The organism is Halomonas jincaotanensis, assembly GCF_018448785.1.
Classification (GTDB): Bacteria; Pseudomonadota; Gammaproteobacteria; order Pseudomonadales; family Halomonadaceae; genus Halomonas; species Halomonas jincaotanensis.
The window spans coordinates 57006-77841 of sequence record NZ_JAHCLU010000009.1; the positions used below are offsets into that span (position 1 = coordinate 57006).

Consider the following 20836-nt stretch of genomic DNA (forward strand, 5'->3'; position numbering starts at 1 on the left):
TTGCCATGCGTATGGCGCCATTGGGCGTTGTCGTTGTTGATGATCCTGGGGCTGATGCTGGTGCTCGGCACGGGCCTCCGGCTGTTGGAGCAGCGCACCGATGACCCGCTGTACCGCGTGATCGTCAATGGCCAGCCGCTGACTCTGGACGCCGAGAATCATGCTGCTCTGAGCCGCGACATACAGGCGATGACAGGAGATATCGAGGCACGGCTGATGGCCCGAATGACGCCATGGTTGGAGGAGCGCCTCGATCAGGCCTTTGCCCCCCTGACGTTGGCGGTGCCGGACTATCTCGACTGGTACTACTCCCCCGGTGGCAGCTACATGCGTCTTGGCGTGGCCTTGGTCGGTGACGCGGACGCCTGGCTGGATGAGCAGCTCCATCAGCGGCTGGTGAGGCCGAGCGGCATCGAGGCGGCCCTGGCCGAGCTCCAGGTAGATTATCCGCAACGCCTCGCCAGGGAGCAGCAGGGCCTGGCCACAGAGCTGACATCGACGCTCCATGAACGCTACGTCTCACGACAGGTGGCGGCAGAGGGGGAGAGCGAGCAGCCCGTTCATGAGTTCGATCTGGATGGGGTGCTGCAGCATGCTCTGCAGGATGGCCTGGATACCGCCCGCTGGAGCACTGCGGCCGCGGGAGGCAGCGGTGCCGGGCTGCTGGCGGGGCGTACTCTGGCTCGGCGGCTCGGCGCTTCTGCCGCCGTGCAGGGTAGCCGCATGGCCCTGCGCAGCCTGGTTGTGCGGCTGGGGACAGGCACTGCGCGCGCGCTGGCCACGGGTGGGGCTACCGCGGCGGCCACTGCCCCGACCGGCCCTGGTGCCCTCGTGGCGGGTACGCTGACCACCGCCGTGACCTTGGCGAGCATCGCCGGCAGCGAGTACGCGTTGCTCAAGATGCAGGCGGCGATCCATCGGCCCACGATGCAAACCCAGCTGCTCGAGGCCATCGGCGAAGCCCGGGAGGCTTCGTTATTTTTTTCCCTCGAGACCGCGGTCTCTGCAGCCGCCGTCAGCCAGGCTGAGCAGCTCGAGACGCAGGCGGCCAGGCGTGGGGAGGGCGAACCGGCGCCGAATGCCTATCGTATCCTTGGCCGACTCAATGAGTAGGTGAGGATGGCTCCCGACTGCCATACTGGGACCCCACGACCCGATCGAGAAGGGCGCCATGAGCAATGGACTCTACCAACAGTTGGAATGTCGCTGCGGTGCGATCTGTCTGCTGGCCTGCGGTACGCCACTTGGCATGGCTTCTACCGCCGCAGGAGAGGCGGTCACCCTCTGGTCGCGAGAGGTCGTGCAGATCTGCCAGGGCCTCGACGACCTCGACAGCCGGGAAGAAGCCTCGGGGGGCGACGTCCAGGCCTGCCGGCATTGCGGGGAGGCGCTGCTGGTTCAGCATGACGAGGTGGGCGTAGTGGTCGTGCCTTGGGCATCGGTTGATAACGACTCCGCCGCGGCCATGATGGCCACATCGACTCGAGAAAGGCTCGAGGCGCTGGGCTATCGCTTCTAGCGCCTGGATTCCATGAACGCGCTATGAGTCTTGCAAGGGCAAATCCTGTGTCCGCAATCGGATTGTCAGCGAAGAAGAATACGAGGCTCCAGTGAGTGTTCGCCTGAGCCCATCCCATTTACTTGATATGACTCAGTACTGATCAGACGAACCAATGAGTCTGCTTGAAAAGGGCAGGGCCTTAGCCCTGCCCTTTGTTACTTCCAGGTTACCTCCAGTCTCAATACGGGATAGCCTTGAACGAATTACTAAACGTAGAAGTCCAGGTCCTCTTGAGCCTTGAGCAGGTCGCGCATCGTGATCGGATCGTCACCGAAGAAGAACACGAGACCCCAGTGCGTACCGAATGCAGACCGGTCCGGAACCGTTTCTTCGGTCGGTGCGACCAGTTCGTGGGACTCGAAGTACGGGTGCTCGATGGTTTCCTTGGGCATCTCTAGCTTGCTGACGACACGACGACGTGGATACACGCCAAAGCAACCCGCATAGCCTTTCGCACCCTCCACTTCCTTTGGGAAGAAGGCATCGACCTCCTCCTTGGTGCTCTTGGGATCGAAGACCAGCATCGAGGCCTGATAGGCACTGAATCCGTAGGCGCGCTCGATGAGCTCGAAGGCCTTGAAACCAGGCGGACGATAGGCAACCTCGCCGAAGTACATCTCGCCGTCTGCCGTCACGAAGTACTCGGGATGGATCAGGCCGAACTGGATGTCGAACGTCTTGATCAGCTTCTCGATCTGCTTGGTGATCGCATTGCGCCAGCTCTCGAGCTCCTTAGTGGCAGGAACGAAGACCGAGTAGCCCAGGGTCACGTATTCCGAGATGTTGAGGAACTTGATCTTGCCATCGTGAATCCAGGCCTCGACGGCAAATTCCCAGCCGTCCAGGTGACTCTCCATCAGCAGCGGATACTCTTCATCCGGGATATGCTCGATTTCTTCCATCGTGCGGATCATGCGATGGCCAAGACAGCCGGCCTTGTCGAACGCCTTGACGTGAATCGGGTCATCGGGATCACCGTCGAGCTTGAGCAGCGTCTGGTTGACACGCTTCATGAAACGGACGACGTCCTCCTTCTCGTGGGCCTCCTCGAAGATCCCCACGCGAATGCCGCCAAGCTGGGCGCGGCGTTTCATCAGTGCCTTGTCGCGGAAAAGAATGGATTGTCCGTACATGCGCGGGTTGTCCATCAGGACGGAATTGATGGCGCCTGACCATTCGACGGTTTCCTCGAACAATGGTATGGCCACATCAACACCTTCCTCCTTGAGCCGTTCCGCAATCTCCAAGGATCGATCGTTCAGGCGTATAAAATCCCATGGAATGTACGGGATCTTGTTGGCTTCGCAGAAATCGGCGGCCCAATCGGGGGCAACCACCACATAGCGGCGGTCAAACTTTTGTGCAGCCTTGATGGCATTGACGCTCCAGCCCAGTAGTGCGATGTAGCCCTTGTTAGGATCCTTGGGGGTTTCAGTGCCACGTACCGAATCCATTGTCGGGTCGGTCCAGCTTGAAACGTCTGTGGAGGTAGGGGTTTCTGATGCAGTCGACATAAGTTGCACTCCTTGTGCGTTGAGCAGCGAATTAACGCTCGATGTATAGCGGCCTTATCGAGCATAAGTGCCAAGCATCTTCGGACTATCGTCCCGACGCCCAGCTACCCTGGGCCAGACCCATGGCCCGATCTACTTCATCGGATGGAATACCGGCCGGTTCCCCCTTTTCGAGCGGGTCGTAGTGAAAGACGTACAACCGCGAGGCGAACTCGGCCACCGGCAGTGAGGCCTCACCGTAGAGTTCACCATGGCCCTGGGTCGAGGTAACGATTCCCTGTCCCCAGTCTTGCCCACTGTCGTTGTTGGGATTGAAGAAGTACACGCGCATGATCTGGCTCGGATCGAGGGCAAGTCGCTGGATGGTGATGGCGTGCCAGCCGAGAAAGCGCGTGGCACTGTCGGTGACGGCAATACCGGCCGGTTGCGGGTTGATAACCGGTATATTGCCATTGTAGTAGGGATGATAGGCCGCGTAGAAGTCACGGATGAAGCCCTCGAAATCCTTGAGCCTACCGGTGAAAACATCGACCGCGATGCGAAATCCGTGTCCGACGTGGTCACCGTGGAACTCAGCATTGACCCACTTGTGCGGGTCCTCTCCACGACCGGCACTGCGGCGTCCCATTTCGAAGTAGATGCGATCGAGGTGAGGGACAGTGAGTAGCGAGACGGCGTCCACATCCACCGGTGGCTCAGCTGCCAGGCCGGCTCCGAGCTCGCGGGAGGAAATGTTGTGGCCTTCGAAGCGCATCACGATCTCGTCGTCTCGCGCCGCCCAGGCGACGATTCGCAACAGGTCAGCGGGTGTATTGAAGGCCCACATCGACAGGGCGCGTGTCGACTGGCAGGTGGGGTAATTTCCTTGACCCACGCCCAGCGGACGACCAAGCACATTGAGAACGTCGGCGAGCAGAAAGCATTCTGGCGAGCGACGGCTCCCAAAGACAGCAACGATCTTCTGTGCCGCCGCATCGCACAACGATAGCCTTAGCTGCCGCCATAGCGATGGGGCCACCGGGGGCGAGTAAAGAATGCCCCGCTCGAGCATCATGGCAAGACCATAGGCGGCCTGGCTGGTTTCGGCAAACAGGGCTTCATCGATCAGCTTATGAATCAACGCCGGATAACAGTGGAAAGCGTCTGCCCCTGTGTAGCTCAGGCCGAGTGCCGTGGGGATCAACTCGTTCCATCGGTTGCGCAGGTAACGTATGAAGCCCGGCATATAGGGCGAGACCAAGCCGGTGCTGTGCATGGCCTGGGCAAAGGCAATGGCCTCCTGTAGCAGGGACGCGTCATCCATGGACGCCAGTCGCTCGGCATACACATCGAAGCCGGGATCCTCGCGGCAGCCGTCGGTGGGACTGAATACAGCATTGATCAGTTGCAATGCGTCGTCCCCGACCTCGCCGACCATGGCATCCGAGGTGTGCAGGCAGGTGGCAATCTGAGTCACCATGTGCTTGACGCCATCAACCTGGACCGGGCGTTGCGCCAGAATTCGCCAGACTTCGGCGACCAGGTGCTCGAGAAGATTCTCGTATCCCAGGTGTTGAAGCAGGTAGTGATACAGGTTCTGGACGGCGTATCCGAGCCTGTCGGGCCGAAGCCGGTCGCTCTCTTGTAGGTCACTGACGACGATATCGAGGTTCATGGCCATCACCTGAGCGAGAAAGTGATGGGCATGCTCGGCAGAGACCGAAGGGTGCGTAAAATCGCCATTGGCAACAGCCAGCAGGCGAATCTGGCTCAGGCTTTCAACCAGGGTGGCGGCCGGATCACCATGACGAATGGTACGGACGGCGAGAGAAGGTACCAGGGTCTGGGGATAATCCCAGTCGCTGCCCCGGAAGAAACCCGCGGCCTCGAGCGCTGGCACGCGCGAGTAGAGTTGATCTAGACCTCTGGCATCGAACATCAGTTTGCTGGCGGGTTCGAGAACCTCGAATACCGGCGAAACACCCTCGGCTGCATTGGTGGCGGCAAGCCGCTCGACTGCCGCGTCTAGCTGCGCCGTGAGCTCTCCTGAGGCACCGTCGTCATGGGGATTAGACTGGTGTGTATCTATGTTCATCCCTTAACCATCCTTGCTATCGCGGAACCTGTCAATTGTCATTATCCATGGGCACTCAACGGAGCGCTACACAGCTGTGAGCGCTTGCTGGTCGTTCAAAAAAGGGCCTGCGAGCGCTGTGAGGAGAGACGATTGGCCGAGTGTTATGTCGTCGGCAGGAACCCGCGGGAATGGCATGCGTTGAGCTAATAACTGGACGATGGATGGCAGAGTGCCTGGTGTGCCGTGCTGCGATCCACCCCATGGCCCGAGGGTAGGTTCACCGAATCTCAGGGTAGCCCAGGCTGTTCCGCAGCCGGTCAGCGTGCTTGGCCACCCAGCGCGGATCGATGGGACCCCAGTCGTAGACCACGTATCTACCAATGTTATGACGTTCGCTTTCCCCTTTCGCAAAGCGACAGTCGATATCGAGTTCAGACAGGGCGGCGATGGTGTCTTGGGCGGTGCGACGCGGCATGCCGGTAGCCTCCATGACGGCCGGTACGCTCGCGGTGCCGCTAGCTAACAGGTGGGCCACGTAGAGACGGCGGTAGAAGCTGGACTTCGTCTTGCTGATATCGGTCATGGCAGGGCCCAGAAGAAATGTCTGGCTATATCCTATCCGGCTCGGTCTCCAAGCAACCAGCCCTTGATGATGTCGTTGATGCAGGTGTCGGCCCGGGCAACGAGGCTGAGGGGGCTTGGCACCATTCTCTTGCGCCCATGCGGCTGGCTCGCCTTGATCAATGTTTTGGCAGGCTGGCAGATGGCAACCATACTGAAAGGTGATCGTCTATTTTATGGATCGTGCCGGTACGAGCTTCGTTGCCGGAAACAAGGATGTAGGAGAAAAGCGCATGAGCTGGAATGTGTTCGTGATCGGGTTGGATGAGTTGGCTCGAGATATGCTACCGAAACTGCGGCACGCCGAGGACTATGTCTTCTACGAGCTACTGTCGTTCGATGAGGTGGTGCATGCCGAGGAGTACCCCTTCGCCCGCTTGACGGCGGCCGCTCTCGCGGAGCTCGAACGTTTCTCCGGCCCGGTGGATGCCATTGTCGGTTACTGGGACTTTCCCACCAGCGGGCTACTGCCGGTGCTGCACCGGGAGCAGGGGTTGCCCGGGCCATCGCTGGAAACCTTCCTCAAGTGCGAGCACAAGTACTGGAGCCGCCTGGAACAGGTACGAGCCGTGCCGGAGTGTGTGCCGGCCTTCCAGGCGTTGGACCCCTTCGACGACAGAGCCATCGAGGCAATCGAGACCGACTACCCGTTCTGGATCAAGCCGATCAAGGCGCACTCCTCCCACCTCGGTTTTCTGATCGAGAACGCCGAACAGCTGCGTGAGGTACTGCCGGTTATCCGCAAAGGGATCGGGCGTTTTGGACGCCCTTTCGATGAGCTTATCGCCCTTGCCGAGCTACCCGAGGAGGTGGCGGCTGTCACCGGGCATCACTGCATCGCCGAGGGCATCATCTCGTCCGGCCGTCAGTGCACCCTGGAGGGGTACGTACAGAACGGCGAGGTCCACGTGGTGGGCATCATCGACAGCCTGCGCGACACTACGCACTCCTCCGTGCTGCTGCGCTACGAGTATCCCTCCTCGCTGCCGGACGAGGTGCAGCAGCGCATACTCGCGATCACCCGACGTTTCCTCGACCGGATCGACTACGACGATGGGCCATTCAACATCGAGTACTACCTCGACGAGCAGACCGACCGTATCTGGCTTCTGGAGATCAACGCTCGGATCTCGCGTTCTCATGCGGCGATTTTTCAGCTGGTTGATGGGGCGCCGCACCTTCAGGTGATGGTGGATGTGGCGCTGGGGATCCCACCGCGCATGCCGCACCGCGAGGGCCGCTATCCCGTCGCGGCCAAGCAGATGCTGCGGGTCTTCGAGGATGGGTGGGTGCGGCGGGTGCCGTCTGAAGAGGAGATTCGTCGGGTCGAGCAGACGTTCCCGGGCACCCTGGTGTATCTCAACGTGCGCGAGGGCATGCGACTCTCGGAGCTGTTCCACCAGGATTCCTTCTCCTGGGAGCTTGGCGTACTGTTCACCGGCGCTGAGAGCCGCGAGGCGCTTAAGGATCGGATCGAGCAGTGCCGGCGGATGCTGCCCTTCGAGATCGAACCCCTTTCCTCGCAGGCGTCTCGCTGAACCATCGTTTTACCTGAAGGAGGCCGTCATGCGTGTCGTGACTGACTTTCCCCATGCGGTCGAGTGCCGGGATCCCGTCTGGATCCCCATGGAAGACGGGGTCGAGCTCTGCGCCCGCCTTTGGCTCCCGGAGGGAGCCGCGGACGCACCGGTGCCGGCCATTCTCGAATATATCCCCTACCGCCTGCGCGACGGCTCCGCGCGGCGTGATGCCATGCATCACCATTACTTTGCTGGGCACGGCTATGCATCGCTGCGGGTGGACCTCCGCGGGAGCGGTGACTCCGGCGGCGTGCTAACGGACGAGTACCTGGAACAAGAGTTGGTGGATGGCGAGGCGATCCTGCGCTGGATCGCCGCCCAGCCCTGGTGCGACGGCAAGATCGGCATGATCGGGATCTCCTGGGGCGGGTTCAACGGCCTGCAGCTGGCGGCCCGACGCCCCCCCGAGCTGCGGGCGGTAGTCAGCGTCTGCTCGACCGACGATCGGTATGCCGATGACGTCCACTACATGGGTGGCTGCCTTCTCGGCGACAACCTCTCCTGGGCCTCCACCATGTTCGCCTACAACTCCCTGCCACCCGACCCGACCATCGTCGGCGATGACTGGCGCGAGATGTGGCACCGGCGACTCGAGGGCAGCGGCCTGTGGTTGAAGACCTGGCTCGAGCACCCCCATCGGGATCCCTACTGGCAGCATGGCTCCATCTGCGAGGATTTCTCGCGGGTAGAGGTGCCCATACTCGCCGTCAGCGGCTGGGCAGACGGCTACTCGAATTCGGTCAAGCGTCTGGTGACCCACCTGCCCGAGCTGTGCAAGGGGCTGATCGGTCCCTGGAGCCACAAGTACCCCCACCTGGGCGAGCCGGGACCCGCCATCGGCTTCCTGCAGGAGTGTCTCCGCTTCTGGGGCAGGTGGCTCAAGGGGGAGCAGACGGGCGTGGAAGAGGACCCGGCCATTCGTGTCTGGATGCAGGACAGCATCCCCCCGACCACCAGTTACAACCATCGCCCTGGGTGCTGGGTGACCGAACCCTCCTGGCCCTCGCCCAACATTCACCACTGGCACCTGCCATTGGCACCCGGTCGACTGGTGCTGGACGGAGAACGCCGCCCCGACGACGCGGAGGCAGAGACCATCCAGTCGCCCCTGACCTGCGGCCTCTTCGCCGGCAAGTGGTGCTCCTACGCCGCGGGGCCCGACCTGGCCCATGATCAGCGGGAAGAAGATGGCGGTGCCCTGGTCTACCAGTCTTCCCGGCTCGACGAAGAACTGGCCCTCATGGGCGCCCCGGAGGTCGATCTGGAGGTTACTTCCGACCGCCCCGTGGCGATGATCGCGATTCGCCTCTCCGACGTGGCGCCCGACGACAAGGCGACCCGCGTCACCTACGGCCTGCTCAACCTCAGTCATCGCGAGAGTCACGAGACGCCTTCGCCCCTGGAGCCGGGCCGTCGCTACCGGGTCAGGGTGAAGATGAATGACGTGGCCCAGCTCTTCCCGAAAGGTCACCGGCTGCGCCTCTCCCTCTCCACCTCCTACTGGCCCCTGGCCTGGCCGCCACCCGAGCACGTTCGGCTGACAATCCATCCCGAGGGCAGTGCCCTGCATCTGCCGATCCGCACGCCGCGCGACGAGGACACCCATGTTAGGCCCTTCGGCGAGCCGGAAGCCGCGCCGAGTATCCCCACGACGCCGCTCGAGACGGGGCACCACAACTGGTACGTGCACCGCGACCTCGCCGCCGATGCCTCTACCCTGGAGGTGGTCAACGACAACGGTATCCATCGCCTGGAGGACAGCGATCTCGAAGTGGGGACCCGAGCAGTAGAGTATTATCGCTCGCGCGACGACGACTTCGAATCCATCGAGGGGGAAACGCTCTGGGAGCGCTCCCTGACACGGGGCGACTGGAATGTCAGCACCGTGACCCGCACGGTACTGAGCTCGAATGCCGAGGAGTTCCTGGTTCATGCCACCCTGGACGCCTACGAGGGCAAGCAGCGGGTCTTCTGCCGCTGCTGGAATGTCACCATACCGCGCAGGCTGGTATAGCCGTCGTCGCGCTCAGCGCGCCAGGAACCAGCCCTTCATGACGTCGGTGATGCGCCGCATTTCGTCGTGTGAAGTGATATAGGCGGGCATGGTGTAGAGCCAGCGACCGATGGGGCGCAGCCAGACGCCCTGCTCACGGGCCCAGTCACCCACTCCCTTGAGGGCGGTGGCATCATGGGCCTCGATCACCGCGGTGGCGCCGAGTACGCGGACGTCGGCGACCTCCGGGTGGGCGGTCAGCGCCGCATCGTCGACCAGCGCCTCGTTCAATACCTTGCTCAGCTCGGCAATCTTTCCCAGATAATCCTCCCCCTCGAAGATGGCAAGGCTCTCCAGCGCTACCCGGCAGGCCAGAGGGTTGCCCATGAAAGTCGGGCCGTGCATAAAGGCATGCTCGGGTGAGTCCCCCACGAAGGCATCGTGCACCCGATCCGTCGCCAGCGTCGCCGCATGGCCGAGATACCCCCCGGTGAGCCCCTTGGAGAGCACCATGATGTCGGGAGTGACGTCGGCGTGGTCGGCGGCGAACATCCGCCCGGTTCGTCCGAAGCCGGTGGCTACCTCGTCGAACACCAGCAGCACGTCGAATTCGTCGCAAAGACGTCGCGCCCCCCGTAGATAGTGAGGCGAGGTCATGTTGAGCCCGCCGGCGGCCTGCAGCAGCGGCTCCATCAGCAGGGCGGCGATCTCGTGGTGGTGGCGCTCCAGCACCTCGCGCAGCGCGGCGAGATCCGCCGCCACCGCGTCGGGTTCAGCATCAAAGGGCGCCGTGGGCGCCGGGGCGAAGTGGTGTTGCGGCAGGTAGCCGGCGAACAGCGAATGCATGCCCTCCTCGGGGTCGCATACCGCCATGCAGCCGGCCGTGTCGCCGTGGTAGGCCTTCATCAGCGAGAGCAGCCGGTGCTTTCTGGGCCGGGCGCGCAGTTGGTGGAACTGCACGGCCATCTTCATGGCGACCTCCATGCCCACCGAGCCGCTGTCGGAGTAGAAGACATGGTTCAGCCCCGCGGGTGTGACGCGCACCAGTTCCCTGGCGAGCTTGTCAGCAGGCCCGTGGGTCAGCCCGCCAAGCATCACATGGCACAGTTCGCCGGCCTGTTCGCGGATCGCCGCTACCAGGCGCGGGTGGGCGTAGCCGTGGATCATGCACCACCAGGAGCAGGTGGCATCGAGAAGCCGCTCCCCGTTTTCCAGAAAGAAGCTCGCGCCTTCGCCGCCCACCACCTTGGGCGCCGGTGACTGGGTCTTGAGATGGGCATAGGGGTGCCAGACGGGTGACGTCATGCGAGCCTCCGGGCGTTCGGTAGTGAATGAAGCAGGAAAGCGGGGACGGGAACCGGCAGGATAGACGCGCTAAAGCGCCGTGCTTCTCTGAAGGAAGACAGGGCAGCAAACAGAAAAACAATGAAGTGAGATGGTGCGGATGAGAGGACTTGAACCTCCACGCCCGAAGGCACCAGGACCTAAACCTGGCGTGTCTACCAATTCCACCACATCCGCACGAACGGGCAAGCGTCCACATTGTACGGACGCCGCTTGGCAAGTCAATCGACATCGGGCAATACCAGATAGTCGGCGGCGGCCTCTGCCATCACAGCCGCTTCGGCAGTCATCAGGCGTGGCACGACGCCGAGGCAAGGGGCGGGTAAATAATGATGCAGGCTGTCGAGGTTGGCCTGATGGAGCGCAGGATCATGAGAGGACGCATCCTGGGCGAAGCCGTCATCCAGACGGTTGCCGACCCAACCCGCCAGGCGCAGGCCATCGGCGGCGATCGCCTCCGCCGAGAGCCGGGCATGATTGATGCAGCCAAGCTTGAGTCCGACGACCAGGATCACCGGCAGCTCGAGCCGCATGGCCAGGCCGGAGAGGTCCTGCACATCGTTGATCGGCACTCGCCAGCCGCCCGCACCTTCGATCAGCGTGAAACCACGGCGCTCGGCCATCAACGGAGCAAGAGGGTCGACCAGGGCATCGAGCGTCAGGCAGATACCGGCCTCTCGGGCGGCCAGATGCGGAGCGATGGCGGGCTCCAGCGCCGCCGGGTTGATCGCCTCATAGGGCAGGGCGGGCCAGGTGTGCGATTGCAGCGCCAGCGCATCGTCATTGCGAAGCCCGTGTGCGGTGCGCCGACACCCCGAGGCGACCGGCTTCAGGCCGAGCGTGGTCAGCCCGCGACGCCGCGCCAGGGCCAGCATGCCTGAGGCCACCAAAGTCTTGCCGGCGTCGGTGTCGGTGCCGGTGACGAAGTATCTCGTCATCTCAACGCTCCAGTACCAGGGTCAACAAGCGATAGGTCACGGGCAGGCCGTCGGGGCAGCGTAATGAATCAAAGCGACGCCGGGCGCGAGCGAGGTCGGCACGCTTGAGTCGAGGCCCGGAATGAGCGTTCTGGGCACCGATGCCCTTGATCGAGGCCATCACCGCGGCGAGGTCGGGGTAGTGGAAGCGTCGCGAAGCCGCCTGCATCTCGACGCTGGCGAAGCCGGCCAACTGTGCGGCGGCCCGATGAACCTGCGGGCTCTGAAACGCCAACAGCGCGGCGGGCCGATTCGGTCGCGACCAGGCGTGACTCACCTCGGCGAGGGTGCCCGGCCCCAGGGTATTGATCAGGGCGCGGCCGCCGGGTCGCAAAACGCGGGCCACTTCGTTGAGCGCCTGCGCCAGGTCCGGACACCATTGTATCGCCAGGTTGGAGAACACCAGGTCCTGGCTGGCAGTGGCGAGCGGCAGGTCGGTGGCGTCACCGCAGAGCCAGCGCAACCCGTCGCCGTGACGACGACGCGCCACCTCGAGCATGCCGGGTGCCAGGTCGAGGCCGGTGATCCTCGCCTCGGGGCCGAAGTGGCTGGCCATCCGGGCACTCCAGTGACCCGGGCCGCAGCCCAGGTCGAGTACTGCCGATGGCTGCCCGACCATGTGATCAGTCAGTCGCGACCAGAGGACCTCGCCCATCCGATGCTGGGCGCCTGCCAGGGCTTCATAGCGTGGCGCGGCGCGGGAAAAGGCGCGGGCCACCCGGCCCTGCCAGTCCGCCTCTGGAGGCGTGGGTGACAACGTCGCGGCAATGCTCATGACGAGATGGCCTGGCTAGGGGTTGCCACTCTGTGTCGTCCCGGTTTTTCAGCAACATCTGTCAGGCAGCTCGCCAAGGCCTCGGGTTGCGTCAGCATCGGACAGTGGCCGGCATCGGCCAGTCGATAGTCGGCGCTCTCGCGCAGAGCCGGGGCGAGCAGGGGGTCGTGCTCGCCGGCCACCCGCCACACCGGGCAGGGCGGTGCAGTCAAGCGGTCGGTGAGGTCGAGGCTGGCGAGCTGGGCCAGCCCGGCGGCCAGGGTGGCGTTATCCACGCAGGGGGTCTCGCCGAGCGACGTCTCTCCGAGCAGACCCAGCAGGCGACGATGCGCCTTGCGCGGGGCGAGCTCGCCTTGCAGTTGCCAGCGCAAGAAGTGCTGACGGGTCGCGTCTGGCGCGCGAGCGAAGGCACGCTGAAAGGCGTCGAGTTCATCCAGTGAGATCCCGCAGTCGACGCAGAGGCGTGAGCCCATTCCGAGCAGCACCAGGGCGCGGGGCGCGGGCAGGTAGTCCAGGAGCGCGGTGATAAGCAGGCCGCCCAGCGACCAGCCGACCCAGACGGCCTCTGCCGGCAGAGCATCGGCCATGGCGTCGGCGAGAGCGCGCATGTTCGCGGGATCGTCGAGCCGCAGGGATCCGCCCGTCGCGTGCTCGCCATAACCGGGCCAGTCGGGCGTCGTGACCTCGAGCCCAGACGGCCAGTACGGGGCCAGTGGCTGCCAGATGCGAGCGTCACACCCCCAGCCGGAGAGCAGCACCAGAGCGCTCATGAACTCGCCGCCTCGGCAACGGACCGCACGAGCAACCTCTCAAGAGCCTCCAGCAAGGCATCCAGGTCGTCGTCGGTGTGGGCGGCGCTCAAGGTGATACGCAGCCGGGCCTGGCCGCGGGGCACGGTGGGTTCGCGAATCGCCCCGACCAGGATGCCGGCGGTGCGCAACTGCTCGGCCCAGGCCATCACCCGCGCGTTCGTCCCCAGCACCAGCGGCTGGATCGGCGTGCGGGACGCCATCAGCGGCAGGCCCAGCCGGGCGGCCTCGCGGCGAAAGCGGCCGATGAGCGTGACCAGGCGATGGCGCCGCTGCGGCTCCTGGCGAAGAATATCCAGGGCCTCTAGGGTCGCCGCCGCCACCCCCGGCGGGTGCGCGGTGGAGTAGATGTAGGGGCGGGCGAACTGGATCAGATGCTCGATCAGCGCGTGACTGCCGGCCACAAAGGCGCCAGCAGTGCCCAGCGCCTTGCCGAGCGTGCCGACCAGCACCGGTACGCTTGCGACGTCATGCGCCTGTCCCACGCTACCGTCGCCGTGCTCGCCCAGCACACCAATGCCGTGGGCGTCGTCGATCATCAGCCAGGCCTGGTGGTGAGTGCATGTCTTGGCGAGTCCGGCGATATCCGCATTATCGCCATCCATGCTGAAGACGCCGTCACTGATCACCAGCTTGCGGACCTGGCAGGGCGCGCGGGAGAGGAGCCGCTCAAGATCCGCCTGGTCGCGATGGTGGAAACGCCGCGAGCGTGCCCCACAAAGCACGGCGCCGTCGAGCAGCGAGGCGTGGTTCAGGCGGTCCTGAAAGAGATGGGTCTGGGCATTGCAGAGCGCCTGCAGGGTACCGAGGTTAGCTTGATAACCGCTCGAGAAGAGCAGCGCGGCGGGTCGGCCGGTCAGCTCGGCGAGGCGATGTTCCAGCGCCTCATGCACTTCAAGATGCCCGCTGACCAGGTGCGAGGCGCGCGCACCGGCCCCGTATTGCCTGGCGCTAGCGGCCTGGGCCTCCGCCAGGCGCGGGTCGCGGGCGAGGCCCAGATAGTCGTTGCCGGCGAAATCGATCACACCGCGCTCGTCGCGCACTCGCCGCTCACGCCAGAGGCCTTGCGCGCGGCGCTGTCGCGATTGGTCGGCGAGAAACGCCGGCCAGGATTGGCTTACCGACATCACGCGCTACACCCGGGTGGCATCGTAGAAGAGGGTGCTGGCGTGTTCGGTGACCTGACGCGCGATATCGGCCGCGAGGGCGTCCTGCTGGCGTTGATCGTCGGCGCAGGTTTCTTGTGCGTTCTTTTCCATCGGCTCGGGATGCAGGCCCAGCCTTGCGAACAGCGCCCGGTCGCGTTCGACCTGGGGATTGGACGTGGTCAGCAGGCTGTCGCCGTAGAAGATGGAATTGGCGCCGGCAAGAAAGGCCAGCGCCTGGGTGGCATCGTCCATCTGTTCGCGGCCGGCCGAGAGACGCACGTGGCTGGCGGGCATCAGGATGCGGGCGACGGCGATGGCGCGGATGAACTCGATGGGGTCGAGATCTTCCACGTTCTCCAGCGGCGTGCCCGGGACCTTGACCAGCATGTTGATGGGCACCGATTCGGGGTGCGGCTCGAGCCGGGCGAGTTGCTGGAGAAGGGCCGCCCGGTCGCGAGGCGCTTCGCCCATGCCCAGAATGCCCCCCGAGCAGACCTTCATGCCGGCCTGGCGCACGTTGGCCAGGGTATTCAGGCGGTCGGCATAACGGCGCGTGGTGATGATCTCGCCGTAGTATTCCGGCGAGGTGTCGAGATTATGGTTGTAGTAGTCGAGCCCGGCGTCGGAGAGGCGACGCGCCTGGTCGGTATCGACCATGCCCAGAGTCATGCAGGTCTCGAGCCCCAGCGCCTTGACGCGGCTGACCATCTCGAGCACGACCGCCAGATCGCGCTCGCGTGGGCTCCGCCAGGCCGCGCCCATGCAGAAGCGGCTAGCACCGGCCTCACGGGCGGCCTTGGCCTCTTCCACGACCTTTTCGATTTCTAGCAATTTCTCCTTGCCGAGGCCGGTATTGTAGTGGCCCGATTGCGGGCAATACTTGCAGTCCTCGGGACAGGCCCCCGTCTTGATCGAGAGCAGCGTAGAGACCTGCACGGCGTTGGCGTCGAAGTGCTCGCGATGCACCTCTTGAGCGCGAAACATCAGATCGTTGAAGGGCAGGGCGAAGAGCGCTTCGATCTCATCGAGGCGCCAGTCGTGACGCATCGGTGCCTGGCGATCATCCGCGGGCAAGGTTAGGGTGGGGCGGTTAGTCGAGTCAGTGGTCGAATCAGCGGCCGACTCGGCCGTCGAGACATCGGGCGACGCAGGGGGCATATCGAGCTCGCTTATGGTCAACTTTATAAAAGACATCAAGTTGACGGATAGCTTACGGTTTGGAATGACGATGTCAACGTCATGGCTGAGAGAAGTTGACGGTATCGTGCGCCAGGCCTTGCCGGGGCGCTGTGTCTTCTGCCTGGCAGCCTGTCAATCCGCCGAGCCGTGGTGTGCGGCCTGCTTTGAGCGACTGCCATGGAACCTGCCGGCCTGCCCAGTCTGCGCCGAGCCCCAGATGGGCCAACTCAAGCCGCGTCGATGCGGTCATTGCCTGGCCCAGGCACCGGCCTTCGCGTTGTCCCGCGTGCCGCTGCGCTATGAAGATGAGGTCGCAGCCCTGGTGCAGCGCTTCAAGTTTCACTCCTCGCCCCGCGCCGGTGCGGTGCTGGTAGAGCTTCTGGCAGCAGGCTTGAATCGGCAAGTGCAGGACTGGCCCGAGGCGTTGGTGCCCGTGCCGCTTCATCCGCGACGTGCCCGCGAACGAGGGTTCGATCAGGCGAACTGGTTAGCCAGGCGCTTGGCGACGCAGCTGGGCTGCACCTGGGTGGCAACGAAGCGTGAGCGTGATACCCGCAGCCAGCGCGGTCTGACCCGCCTCGAACGGCGAGCCAATCTGCGCCACGCCTTCCGGGTCGAAACCCCGCTGCCGCCAAGAGTCGCATTGGTCGATGATGTAATGACCACCGGCAGCACGTTGGACGCGCTCGCCGAGGAGTGCCGAAGGGCGGGTGCCGAGACGGTGGAGGCCTGGGCGGTGGCGCGTACGCCAGCGGGGAAACACTGGTAGCATGCGTCGTCATCACAGCTTCTGGAGCCACTCATGCCGACCCATCCGCACCCCTTTGCTCGTCTGGACCCGTCACGCGTGGTGGCGGCGGTGGAGTCGCTGGGCTTCTGGCTACCCGGCGAACCCTTCGCATTGAACAGCTATGAGAATCGGGTCTATCTGGTCCATGACGAGGATCGGCGCCGCTGGGTCGTCAAGTTCTACCGCCCAGAGCGCTGGACAGATGCCCGGATCCTCGAGGAGCATGATTTTCTCACCGAGCTCGCCGAAGCGGGCGTCGCCGTGGCGCCACCCTGGCGTGACGCCTCGGGGCAAAGTCTGCATGTCGAGGAAACATTTCGCTTCGCGCTCTTTCCTCACCTGCCGGGCCAGGCACCGGAGCTCGAGAACCCGGCACATCTGTTTGCGTTGGGGGAGGTGATCGGTGCCGTTCATGCGGTAGGACGCCGCCGGCGCTTTGTCCATCGCGACCACTTGACGCTGGACACCATGGTGACCGAGGCGCGCGAGCGCATTCTCGGCAGCACCTGGCTCGGTCGTAAGCAGCGTAGCGCCTATGAGCGCATCACCGAGACGTTGCATCGCGATCTGGCGCCCCATGTCTGGTCACCGGCGCAGGCCATCCGTGTTCAGGGCGATTGTCATATCGGCAACATGCTGGGCCGAGACGAGCACTTCGCGCTGGTGGATTTCGATGATTGCCTGATGGCACCCGCAGTGCAGGACTTGTGGATGCTGATCACGGCGCAGCGTGACGATGAGCGCCAGATGCAGCTTTCCGAGGTGATCGAGGGCTATGAACAGCACCTCGATTTCAACCGTCGCGAACTCGCCCTGGTGGAGCCGTTGCGCACGTTACGCCTGTTGCGTCATAGCGCCTGGCTGGTGGCTCGCTGGGACGATCCGGCCTTCCCGCCGGCCTTTCCCTGGCTGGCCGATGCGGGCTACTGGGACAGTCATATTCGCCTTCTGGAACAGCAGCATCAGGTGTTGACGAAAGACACCCGCTGGCTCAGCTGAACCGGGGGCGATGCGCCAGTCGATCAATTTGCGTCGTCGGGAGCGGGTGACTCGGCAGGAATCGGGTTGGCCACGCCGTCTCCTTCGGCCTGGCGACGCTGCTCATTGAGTTCGGCGGAGGGGTTGGCTTGCGGCTCGATACTGACAGCTTCGGTAAACTGCAGCATAAAACTGCGGTCGTTGCCGAGTTCACAACGTCCCTCCTCACACGCCGGCAAGCCGTAGCGGCCATCGGCGTCGTAGGCTGCCGCGGCGATCTCACTGCTGTAAATCTCGCTGTCCCCGCCATGGGTCTCGATGCAAGTCATGCTTGTTGCCGACAGCCGAATGCGCTCGTCGTCTAGACTGGCACTGCCGATCACCACGCAATGTTGCGGCAGAGAGTGGGTGCCGTTGCCATCGGTTACCGGTCGCATGACGACATCGTCGCGTCGCGACCCGCTTTCGTTCAGCGTCAGCGGCTCGATGAGCGAAAACTCGACTTGGGCCTGGGGAGGCAGTTCCAAAGTGTCAGCAAACCCCAGCAGGGGCGTCAGCAAGGTAGTGACCAATATCGGGGCAGCAATCTTGAACATGTCGGGCTCTCGAGGGTGTCTTGGGCGCCGCAGGGAGGCATAAGCAAGCCTAGGGCCATTGTAGCAGAGCGACCGGACTAGGATAGCCAAGCACATCGCGCGGCAAGATGTCACGGGAGAGTCTGCACGAACCCAGCGGTTGCGATAAAATGCGGGTCTATTGCATATCATACTTGTACGAATTATTGTTATCGTACAAATATTGTATATTTTTGCTTGGCACCAGAATACCTCCAGTGTTTTTACGCAGCAACGATAATGGATACGGATCCCCGATCATGACCGAACCGCTCGCCAATCATTACCGCCAGATCATTCTTGAACTGGGAGAAGATCCTGAGCGCGAGGGGCTGCGCGACACACCCAAGCGTGCCGCCAAGGCCATGCAATTCCTCAATCGCGGTTATACCCAGTCGTTGGAAGAGATCGTCAATGGCGCCGTCTTCGAGTCGGAAACCGATGAAATGGTGCTGGTCAAGGACATCGAGCTGTATTCCATGTGCGAGCATCACCTGCTGCCTTTTATCGGCAAGTGCCATATTGCCTACCTACCCGCCGGCAGGGTGCTGGGGCTTTCGAAGTTCGCGCGCATCGTCGACATGTATGCCAGGCGCATGCAGATCCAGGAGAACCTGACCCGCCAGATCGCTGAGGCGGTATTGCAGGTAACCGATGCCAAGGGGGTGGCGGTAGTGATCGAGGCGCGTCACTTGTGCATGATGATGCGTGGGGTGGAGAAGCAGAATTCCAGCATGACGTCATCAGTGATGCTCGGCGCGTTTCGCGACAAGCAGAGTACCCGCCAGGAGTTCCTGACCCTGATCAACAGCCGCTGAGGCTATCCGCGGCGAAACGCTGTCACAAGGAGCCCTGACATGCCCCTCCATGCCCTGGACGACTCGCACATCGACCACGACCTGGCGACGATACGCATCAAGAATCTGCGATTACGCACGCATATTGGTATCAAGGAAGACGAGATTCACAACCGCCAGGACGTGGTGATCAACGCGGTAATCCGTTATCACGCCGATAAAGCAGTCGAGTTCAATCATATCGAACAAGCGCTGAATTATCGCACCATCACCAAGCAAGTCATCGCCTTGGTGGAAGACAACCGATTCCTTCTGCTAGAGCGCATGACCCGTGAAGTGCTCGACCTTATCATGGGCCATGTGGCGGTGCTCACTGCCCAGGTCGAGATCGACAAGCCGCATGCCCTGCGCTTTGCCGATTCCGTCTCCATCACGCTTTCCGACTCCCGCCTCCCGCGCTGAGATGGCTTCCGCTCGACAATCACAATAAATCCTGGCTTCCCTTGGTGCATTGGGAACTTTGCGCTTAGCATGTGAGTAAACCGACAACGGACCGCATGCCCGATAGGAGATGGAGATAATGATGGAAGCCCTCAAGGAAACACAGCTCTATTGTCCCTTCGCTTATATTGACGGTAGCTGGATGGCTGCTGATAGCGGCGAGCAGATCGATGTGTTCAACCCGGCCACCGGGGAGGTAATGGGTAATGTGCCACGGCTGGGTCGGGTGGAGACTGAGCGTGCCATCGATGCCGCCGATGCTGCCTTTCCGGCCTGGAAGGCGCTGACGGCGCTGGAGCGTGCCGATATCTTGATGAAATGGCACGACTTGATGCTCGAGCATCAGAACGATCTGGCAATGATCATGACCTTCGAGCAGGGCAAGCCGCTCAAGGAAGCCGCCGGCGAGATCGTCTATGCGGCAAGCTTTTTGCGCTGGTTCGCCGAAGAGGCCCGTCGCATCTATGGTGAAACCGTGCCTGCCGCCAAGGCCAACCAGCGCATTGTTATCACCAAGCAACCCGTTGGTGTGGTAGGCGCGATTACACCGTGGAACTTCCCGGCGGCCATGATCACGCGCAAGGCTGGGGCCGCGTTGGCCGCAGGCTGTACCATCGTGGTCAAGCCCGCCAGCCAGACGCCGTTTTCCGCCACGGCGCTGGCGTTGCTGGCCGAGCGTGCCGGCGTGCCGCGCGGGGTCTTCAACGTGGTGCCGGGGCGCGCCTCGGAGATTGCCGCGGCGCTGACCGAATCGCCCATCGTGCGCAAGATCACCTTTACCGGTTCCACCGAGGTGGGGCGTCAATTGATGGCCCAGGCCTCGCAGCATATTCAAAAAATATCGCTTGAACTGGGCGGCAATGCGCCCTTCATCGTCTTCGAGGATGCCGACCTGGACGCCGCCGTGGAAGGTGCGATGGCGGCCAAGTTCCGCAATGCCGGTCAGACCTGCGTCTGCACCAACCGCTTCCTGGTTCAGTCCAGTGTGGTCAATGCCTTCTGCGAGAAACTGGCCGTGGCCATGAACAGCGAACTCAAGGTAGGCAACGGTACCGAGGACGGGGTCAACATCGGCCCGCTGATCGACGAGAATGCCGTGACCAAGGTCAGCGAGCATGTCCACGATGCGGTCGACAACGGTGCCGAGCTATTGCTGGGTGGACATCCTCATCCACTGGGTGGCAATTACTTCACGCCGACCCTGATCAGCTTCGCCACTGACAAGATGAAGGTCGCCCACGAGGAAACCTTTGGACCCCTGGCTGCGGTCTTCCCCTTCGATGACGAGGAAGATGCCATCGCCATGGCCAACGACACACAATACGGCCTGGCGTCTTATTTCTATTCGCGGGACCTGGGTCGTGTGTGGCGGGTCGCCGATGCGCTGGAATACGGCATGGTGGGTATCAACACCGGCCTGATCTCCAATGCCTCTGCGCCCTTCGGCGGGGTCAAGGCTTCGGGACTGGGGCGTGAAGGTGGCCATCAGGGTCTCGATGAGTTCCTCGAGACCAAGTATCTGTGCATCGATCTTGGTTAAAAGTGGTAAGCCATAAGCTTTAAGCTGTAAGAAAAACCCCTTGGGCATGCCCGAGGGGT

At 63.0% G+C, this 20836-nt stretch carries 19 protein-coding genes and 1 tRNA gene; 9 read left to right on the forward strand and 11 right to left on the reverse strand.

Going from position 1 to position 20836, the window contains the following annotated elements; genetic code table 11:
* The first annotated feature begins 33 nt into the window (after positions 1-33).
* Together KG088_RS09975 and KG088_RS09980 are read left to right on the forward strand one after the other, a co-directional pair.
* Complete coding sequence (locus KG088_RS09975; RefSeq protein ID WP_213825375.1) at positions 34-1113, forward strand: hypothetical protein; 1080 nt, start codon at positions 34-36, stop codon at positions 1111-1113.
* 58 nt (positions 1114-1171) lie between these two features.
* On the forward strand, positions 1172-1519 hold the full coding sequence (locus tag KG088_RS09980; RefSeq protein WP_213825376.1) for a hypothetical protein: 348 nt from the start codon (positions 1172-1174) through the stop codon (positions 1517-1519).
* Between the two features lie 248 nt (positions 1520-1767).
* Here KG088_RS09980 and KG088_RS09985 read toward each other — a convergent pair whose 3' ends face one another.
* The 3 genes from KG088_RS09985 to KG088_RS09995 form a co-directional block, all read right to left on the reverse strand.
* A complete protein-coding gene (locus tag KG088_RS09985) occupies positions 1768-3015 on the reverse strand; it encodes an ATP-grasp domain-containing protein (protein WP_213825494.1) in 1248 nt (415 codons plus the stop codon).
* Between the two features lie 145 nt (positions 3016-3160).
* Positions 3161-5149, reverse strand: coding sequence for a hypothetical protein (locus KG088_RS09990; protein WP_213825377.1), 1989 nt, complete (start codon positions 5147-5149; stop codon positions 3161-3163).
* 259 nt (positions 5150-5408) lie between these two features.
* On the reverse strand, positions 5409-5714 hold the full coding sequence (locus KG088_RS09995) for a winged helix-turn-helix domain-containing protein (RefSeq protein ID WP_213825378.1): 306 nt from the start codon (positions 5712-5714) through the stop codon (positions 5409-5411).
* A gap of 271 nt (positions 5715-5985) precedes the next feature.
* Between KG088_RS09995 and KG088_RS10000 the strand changes: the two genes are divergently transcribed.
* Both KG088_RS10000 and KG088_RS10005 read left to right on the forward strand, forming a co-directional pair.
* On the forward strand, positions 5986-7290 hold the full coding sequence (locus KG088_RS10000) for an ATP-grasp domain-containing protein (protein ID WP_213825379.1): 1305 nt from the start codon (positions 5986-5988) through the stop codon (positions 7288-7290).
* Positions 7291-7318: 28 nt separating this feature from the next.
* A complete protein-coding gene (locus KG088_RS10005; protein WP_213825380.1) occupies positions 7319-9346 on the forward strand; it encodes a CocE/NonD family hydrolase in 2028 nt (675 codons plus the stop codon).
* Positions 9347-9358: 12 nt separating this feature from the next.
* Here the strand turns inward: KG088_RS10005 and bioA are convergent, their stop codons facing one another.
* From bioA to bioB, 7 genes are all read right to left on the reverse strand, one after another.
* A complete protein-coding gene (gene bioA / locus KG088_RS10010; RefSeq protein ID WP_213825381.1) occupies positions 9359-10630 on the reverse strand; it encodes an adenosylmethionine--8-amino-7-oxononanoate transaminase in 1272 nt (423 codons plus the stop codon).
* A 131-nt stretch (positions 10631-10761) separates the two neighbouring features.
* A tRNA-Leu gene (locus tag KG088_RS10015) sits at positions 10762-10846 on the reverse strand.
* A 44-nt stretch (positions 10847-10890) separates the two neighbouring features.
* Entirely contained in the window at positions 10891-11607 is a 717-nt protein-coding gene (bioD, locus tag KG088_RS10020) for a dethiobiotin synthase (RefSeq protein WP_213825382.1), read from the reverse strand.
* A 1-nt stretch (position 11608) separates the two neighbouring features.
* A complete protein-coding gene (locus KG088_RS10025; protein ID WP_213825383.1) occupies positions 11609-12421 on the reverse strand; it encodes a methyltransferase domain-containing protein in 813 nt (270 codons plus the stop codon).
* Positions 12418-13191: an alpha/beta fold hydrolase gene (locus KG088_RS10030; RefSeq protein ID WP_213825384.1), complete on the reverse strand. Its 774-nt coding sequence runs from the start codon at positions 13189-13191 to the stop codon at positions 12418-12420. Before KG088_RS10030 ends, KG088_RS10025 begins: the two co-directional genes overlap by 4 nt.
* Complete coding sequence (gene bioF, locus KG088_RS10035; protein WP_213825385.1) at positions 13188-14357, reverse strand: 8-amino-7-oxononanoate synthase; 1170 nt, start codon at positions 14355-14357, stop codon at positions 13188-13190. Before bioF ends, KG088_RS10030 begins: the two co-directional genes overlap by 4 nt.
* A gap of 6 nt (positions 14358-14363) precedes the next feature.
* Positions 14364-15425 carry a biotin synthase BioB gene (bioB, locus tag KG088_RS10040; protein WP_250148188.1) on the reverse strand — a complete coding sequence of 354 codons (1062 nt, stop codon included), beginning with the start codon at positions 15423-15425 and terminating at the stop codon, positions 14364-14366.
* A gap of 181 nt (positions 15426-15606) precedes the next feature.
* On the opposite strand from bioB, the gene KG088_RS10045 reads away from it, so the two are divergent.
* A complete protein-coding gene (locus KG088_RS10045; protein ID WP_213825387.1) occupies positions 15607-16326 on the forward strand; it encodes a ComF family protein in 720 nt (239 codons plus the stop codon).
* A 33-nt stretch (positions 16327-16359) separates the two neighbouring features.
* Positions 16360-17346, forward strand: a complete 987-nt coding sequence (locus KG088_RS10050) for a serine/threonine protein kinase (protein ID WP_213825388.1) — start codon at positions 16360-16362, stop codon at positions 17344-17346.
* Between the two features lie 23 nt (positions 17347-17369).
* On the opposite strand, the gene KG088_RS10055 is transcribed toward KG088_RS10050, so the two are convergent.
* Positions 17370-17921, reverse strand: coding sequence for a hypothetical protein (locus KG088_RS10055; RefSeq protein WP_213825389.1), 552 nt, complete (start codon positions 17919-17921; stop codon positions 17370-17372).
* A gap of 278 nt (positions 17922-18199) precedes the next feature.
* On the opposite strand from KG088_RS10055, the gene folE reads away from it, so the two are divergent.
* The 3 genes from folE (at position 18200) to KG088_RS10070 (ending at position 20777) form a co-directional block, all read left to right on the forward strand.
* Positions 18200-18757: a GTP cyclohydrolase I FolE gene (gene folE, locus KG088_RS10060; RefSeq protein ID WP_213825390.1), complete on the forward strand. Its 558-nt coding sequence runs from the start codon at positions 18200-18202 to the stop codon at positions 18755-18757.
* A gap of 39 nt (positions 18758-18796) precedes the next feature.
* Positions 18797-19198 (forward strand): dihydroneopterin triphosphate 2'-epimerase, encoded by a 402-nt coding sequence (gene folX / locus KG088_RS10065; protein WP_213825391.1) that lies wholly within the window; start codon positions 18797-18799, stop codon positions 19196-19198.
* A gap of 121 nt (positions 19199-19319) precedes the next feature.
* Complete coding sequence (locus KG088_RS10070; protein ID WP_213825495.1) at positions 19320-20777, forward strand: NAD-dependent succinate-semialdehyde dehydrogenase; 1458 nt, start codon at positions 19320-19322, stop codon at positions 20775-20777.
* Positions 20778-20836: the final 59 nt, after the last annotated feature.

What these genes read in the sequence shown, in the direction of transcription:
- bioB (WP_250148188.1), bottom strand. Translation starts at nt 15,425, where the DNA reads ATGCGTCACGACTGGCGCCTCGATGAGATCGAAGCGCTCTTCGCCCTG.
- folX (WP_213825391.1), top strand. Translation starts at nt 18,797, where the DNA reads ATGCCCCTCCATGCCCTGGACGACTCGCACATCGACCACGACCTGGCG.
- KG088_RS09985 (WP_213825494.1), bottom strand. Translation starts at nt 3,015, where the DNA reads ATGGATTCGGTACGTGGCACTGAAACCCCCAAGGATCCTAACAAGGGC.
- KG088_RS10000 (WP_213825379.1), top strand. Translation starts at nt 5,986, where the DNA reads ATGAGCTGGAATGTGTTCGTGATCGGGTTGGATGAGTTGGCTCGAGAT.
- KG088_RS10050 (WP_213825388.1), top strand. Translation starts at nt 16,360, where the DNA reads ATGCCGACCCATCCGCACCCCTTTGCTCGTCTGGACCCGTCACGCGTG.
- KG088_RS10070 (WP_213825495.1), top strand. Translation starts at nt 19,320, where the DNA reads ATGGAAGCCCTCAAGGAAACACAGCTCTATTGTCCCTTCGCTTATATT.
- bioF (WP_213825385.1), bottom strand. Translation starts at nt 14,357, where the DNA reads ATGTCGGTAAGCCAATCCTGGCCGGCGTTTCTCGCCGACCAATCGCGA.
- KG088_RS10025 (WP_213825383.1), bottom strand. Translation starts at nt 12,421, where the DNA reads ATGAGCATTGCCGCGACGTTGTCACCCACGCCTCCAGAGGCGGACTGG.
- KG088_RS10055 (WP_213825389.1), bottom strand. Translation starts at nt 17,921, where the DNA reads ATGTTCAAGATTGCTGCCCCGATATTGGTCACTACCTTGCTGACGCCC.
- KG088_RS09995 (WP_213825378.1), bottom strand. Translation starts at nt 5,714, where the DNA reads ATGACCGATATCAGCAAGACGAAGTCCAGCTTCTACCGCCGTCTCTAC.
- bioA (WP_213825381.1), bottom strand. Translation starts at nt 10,630, where the DNA reads ATGACGTCACCCGTCTGGCACCCCTATGCCCATCTCAAGACCCAGTCA.
- KG088_RS09990 (WP_213825377.1), bottom strand. Translation starts at nt 5,149, where the DNA reads ATGAACATAGATACACACCAGTCTAATCCCCATGACGACGGTGCCTCA.
- KG088_RS10045 (WP_213825387.1), top strand. Translation starts at nt 15,607, where the DNA reads ATGTCAACGTCATGGCTGAGAGAAGTTGACGGTATCGTGCGCCAGGCC.
- KG088_RS10005 (WP_213825380.1), top strand. Translation starts at nt 7,319, where the DNA reads ATGCGTGTCGTGACTGACTTTCCCCATGCGGTCGAGTGCCGGGATCCC.
- folE (WP_213825390.1), top strand. Translation starts at nt 18,200, where the DNA reads ATGACCGAACCGCTCGCCAATCATTACCGCCAGATCATTCTTGAACTG.
- KG088_RS09980 (WP_213825376.1), top strand. Translation starts at nt 1,172, where the DNA reads ATGAGCAATGGACTCTACCAACAGTTGGAATGTCGCTGCGGTGCGATC.
- KG088_RS10030 (WP_213825384.1), bottom strand. Translation starts at nt 13,191, where the DNA reads ATGAGCGCTCTGGTGCTGCTCTCCGGCTGGGGGTGTGACGCTCGCATC.
- bioD (WP_213825382.1), bottom strand. Translation starts at nt 11,607, where the DNA reads ATGACGAGATACTTCGTCACCGGCACCGACACCGACGCCGGCAAGACT.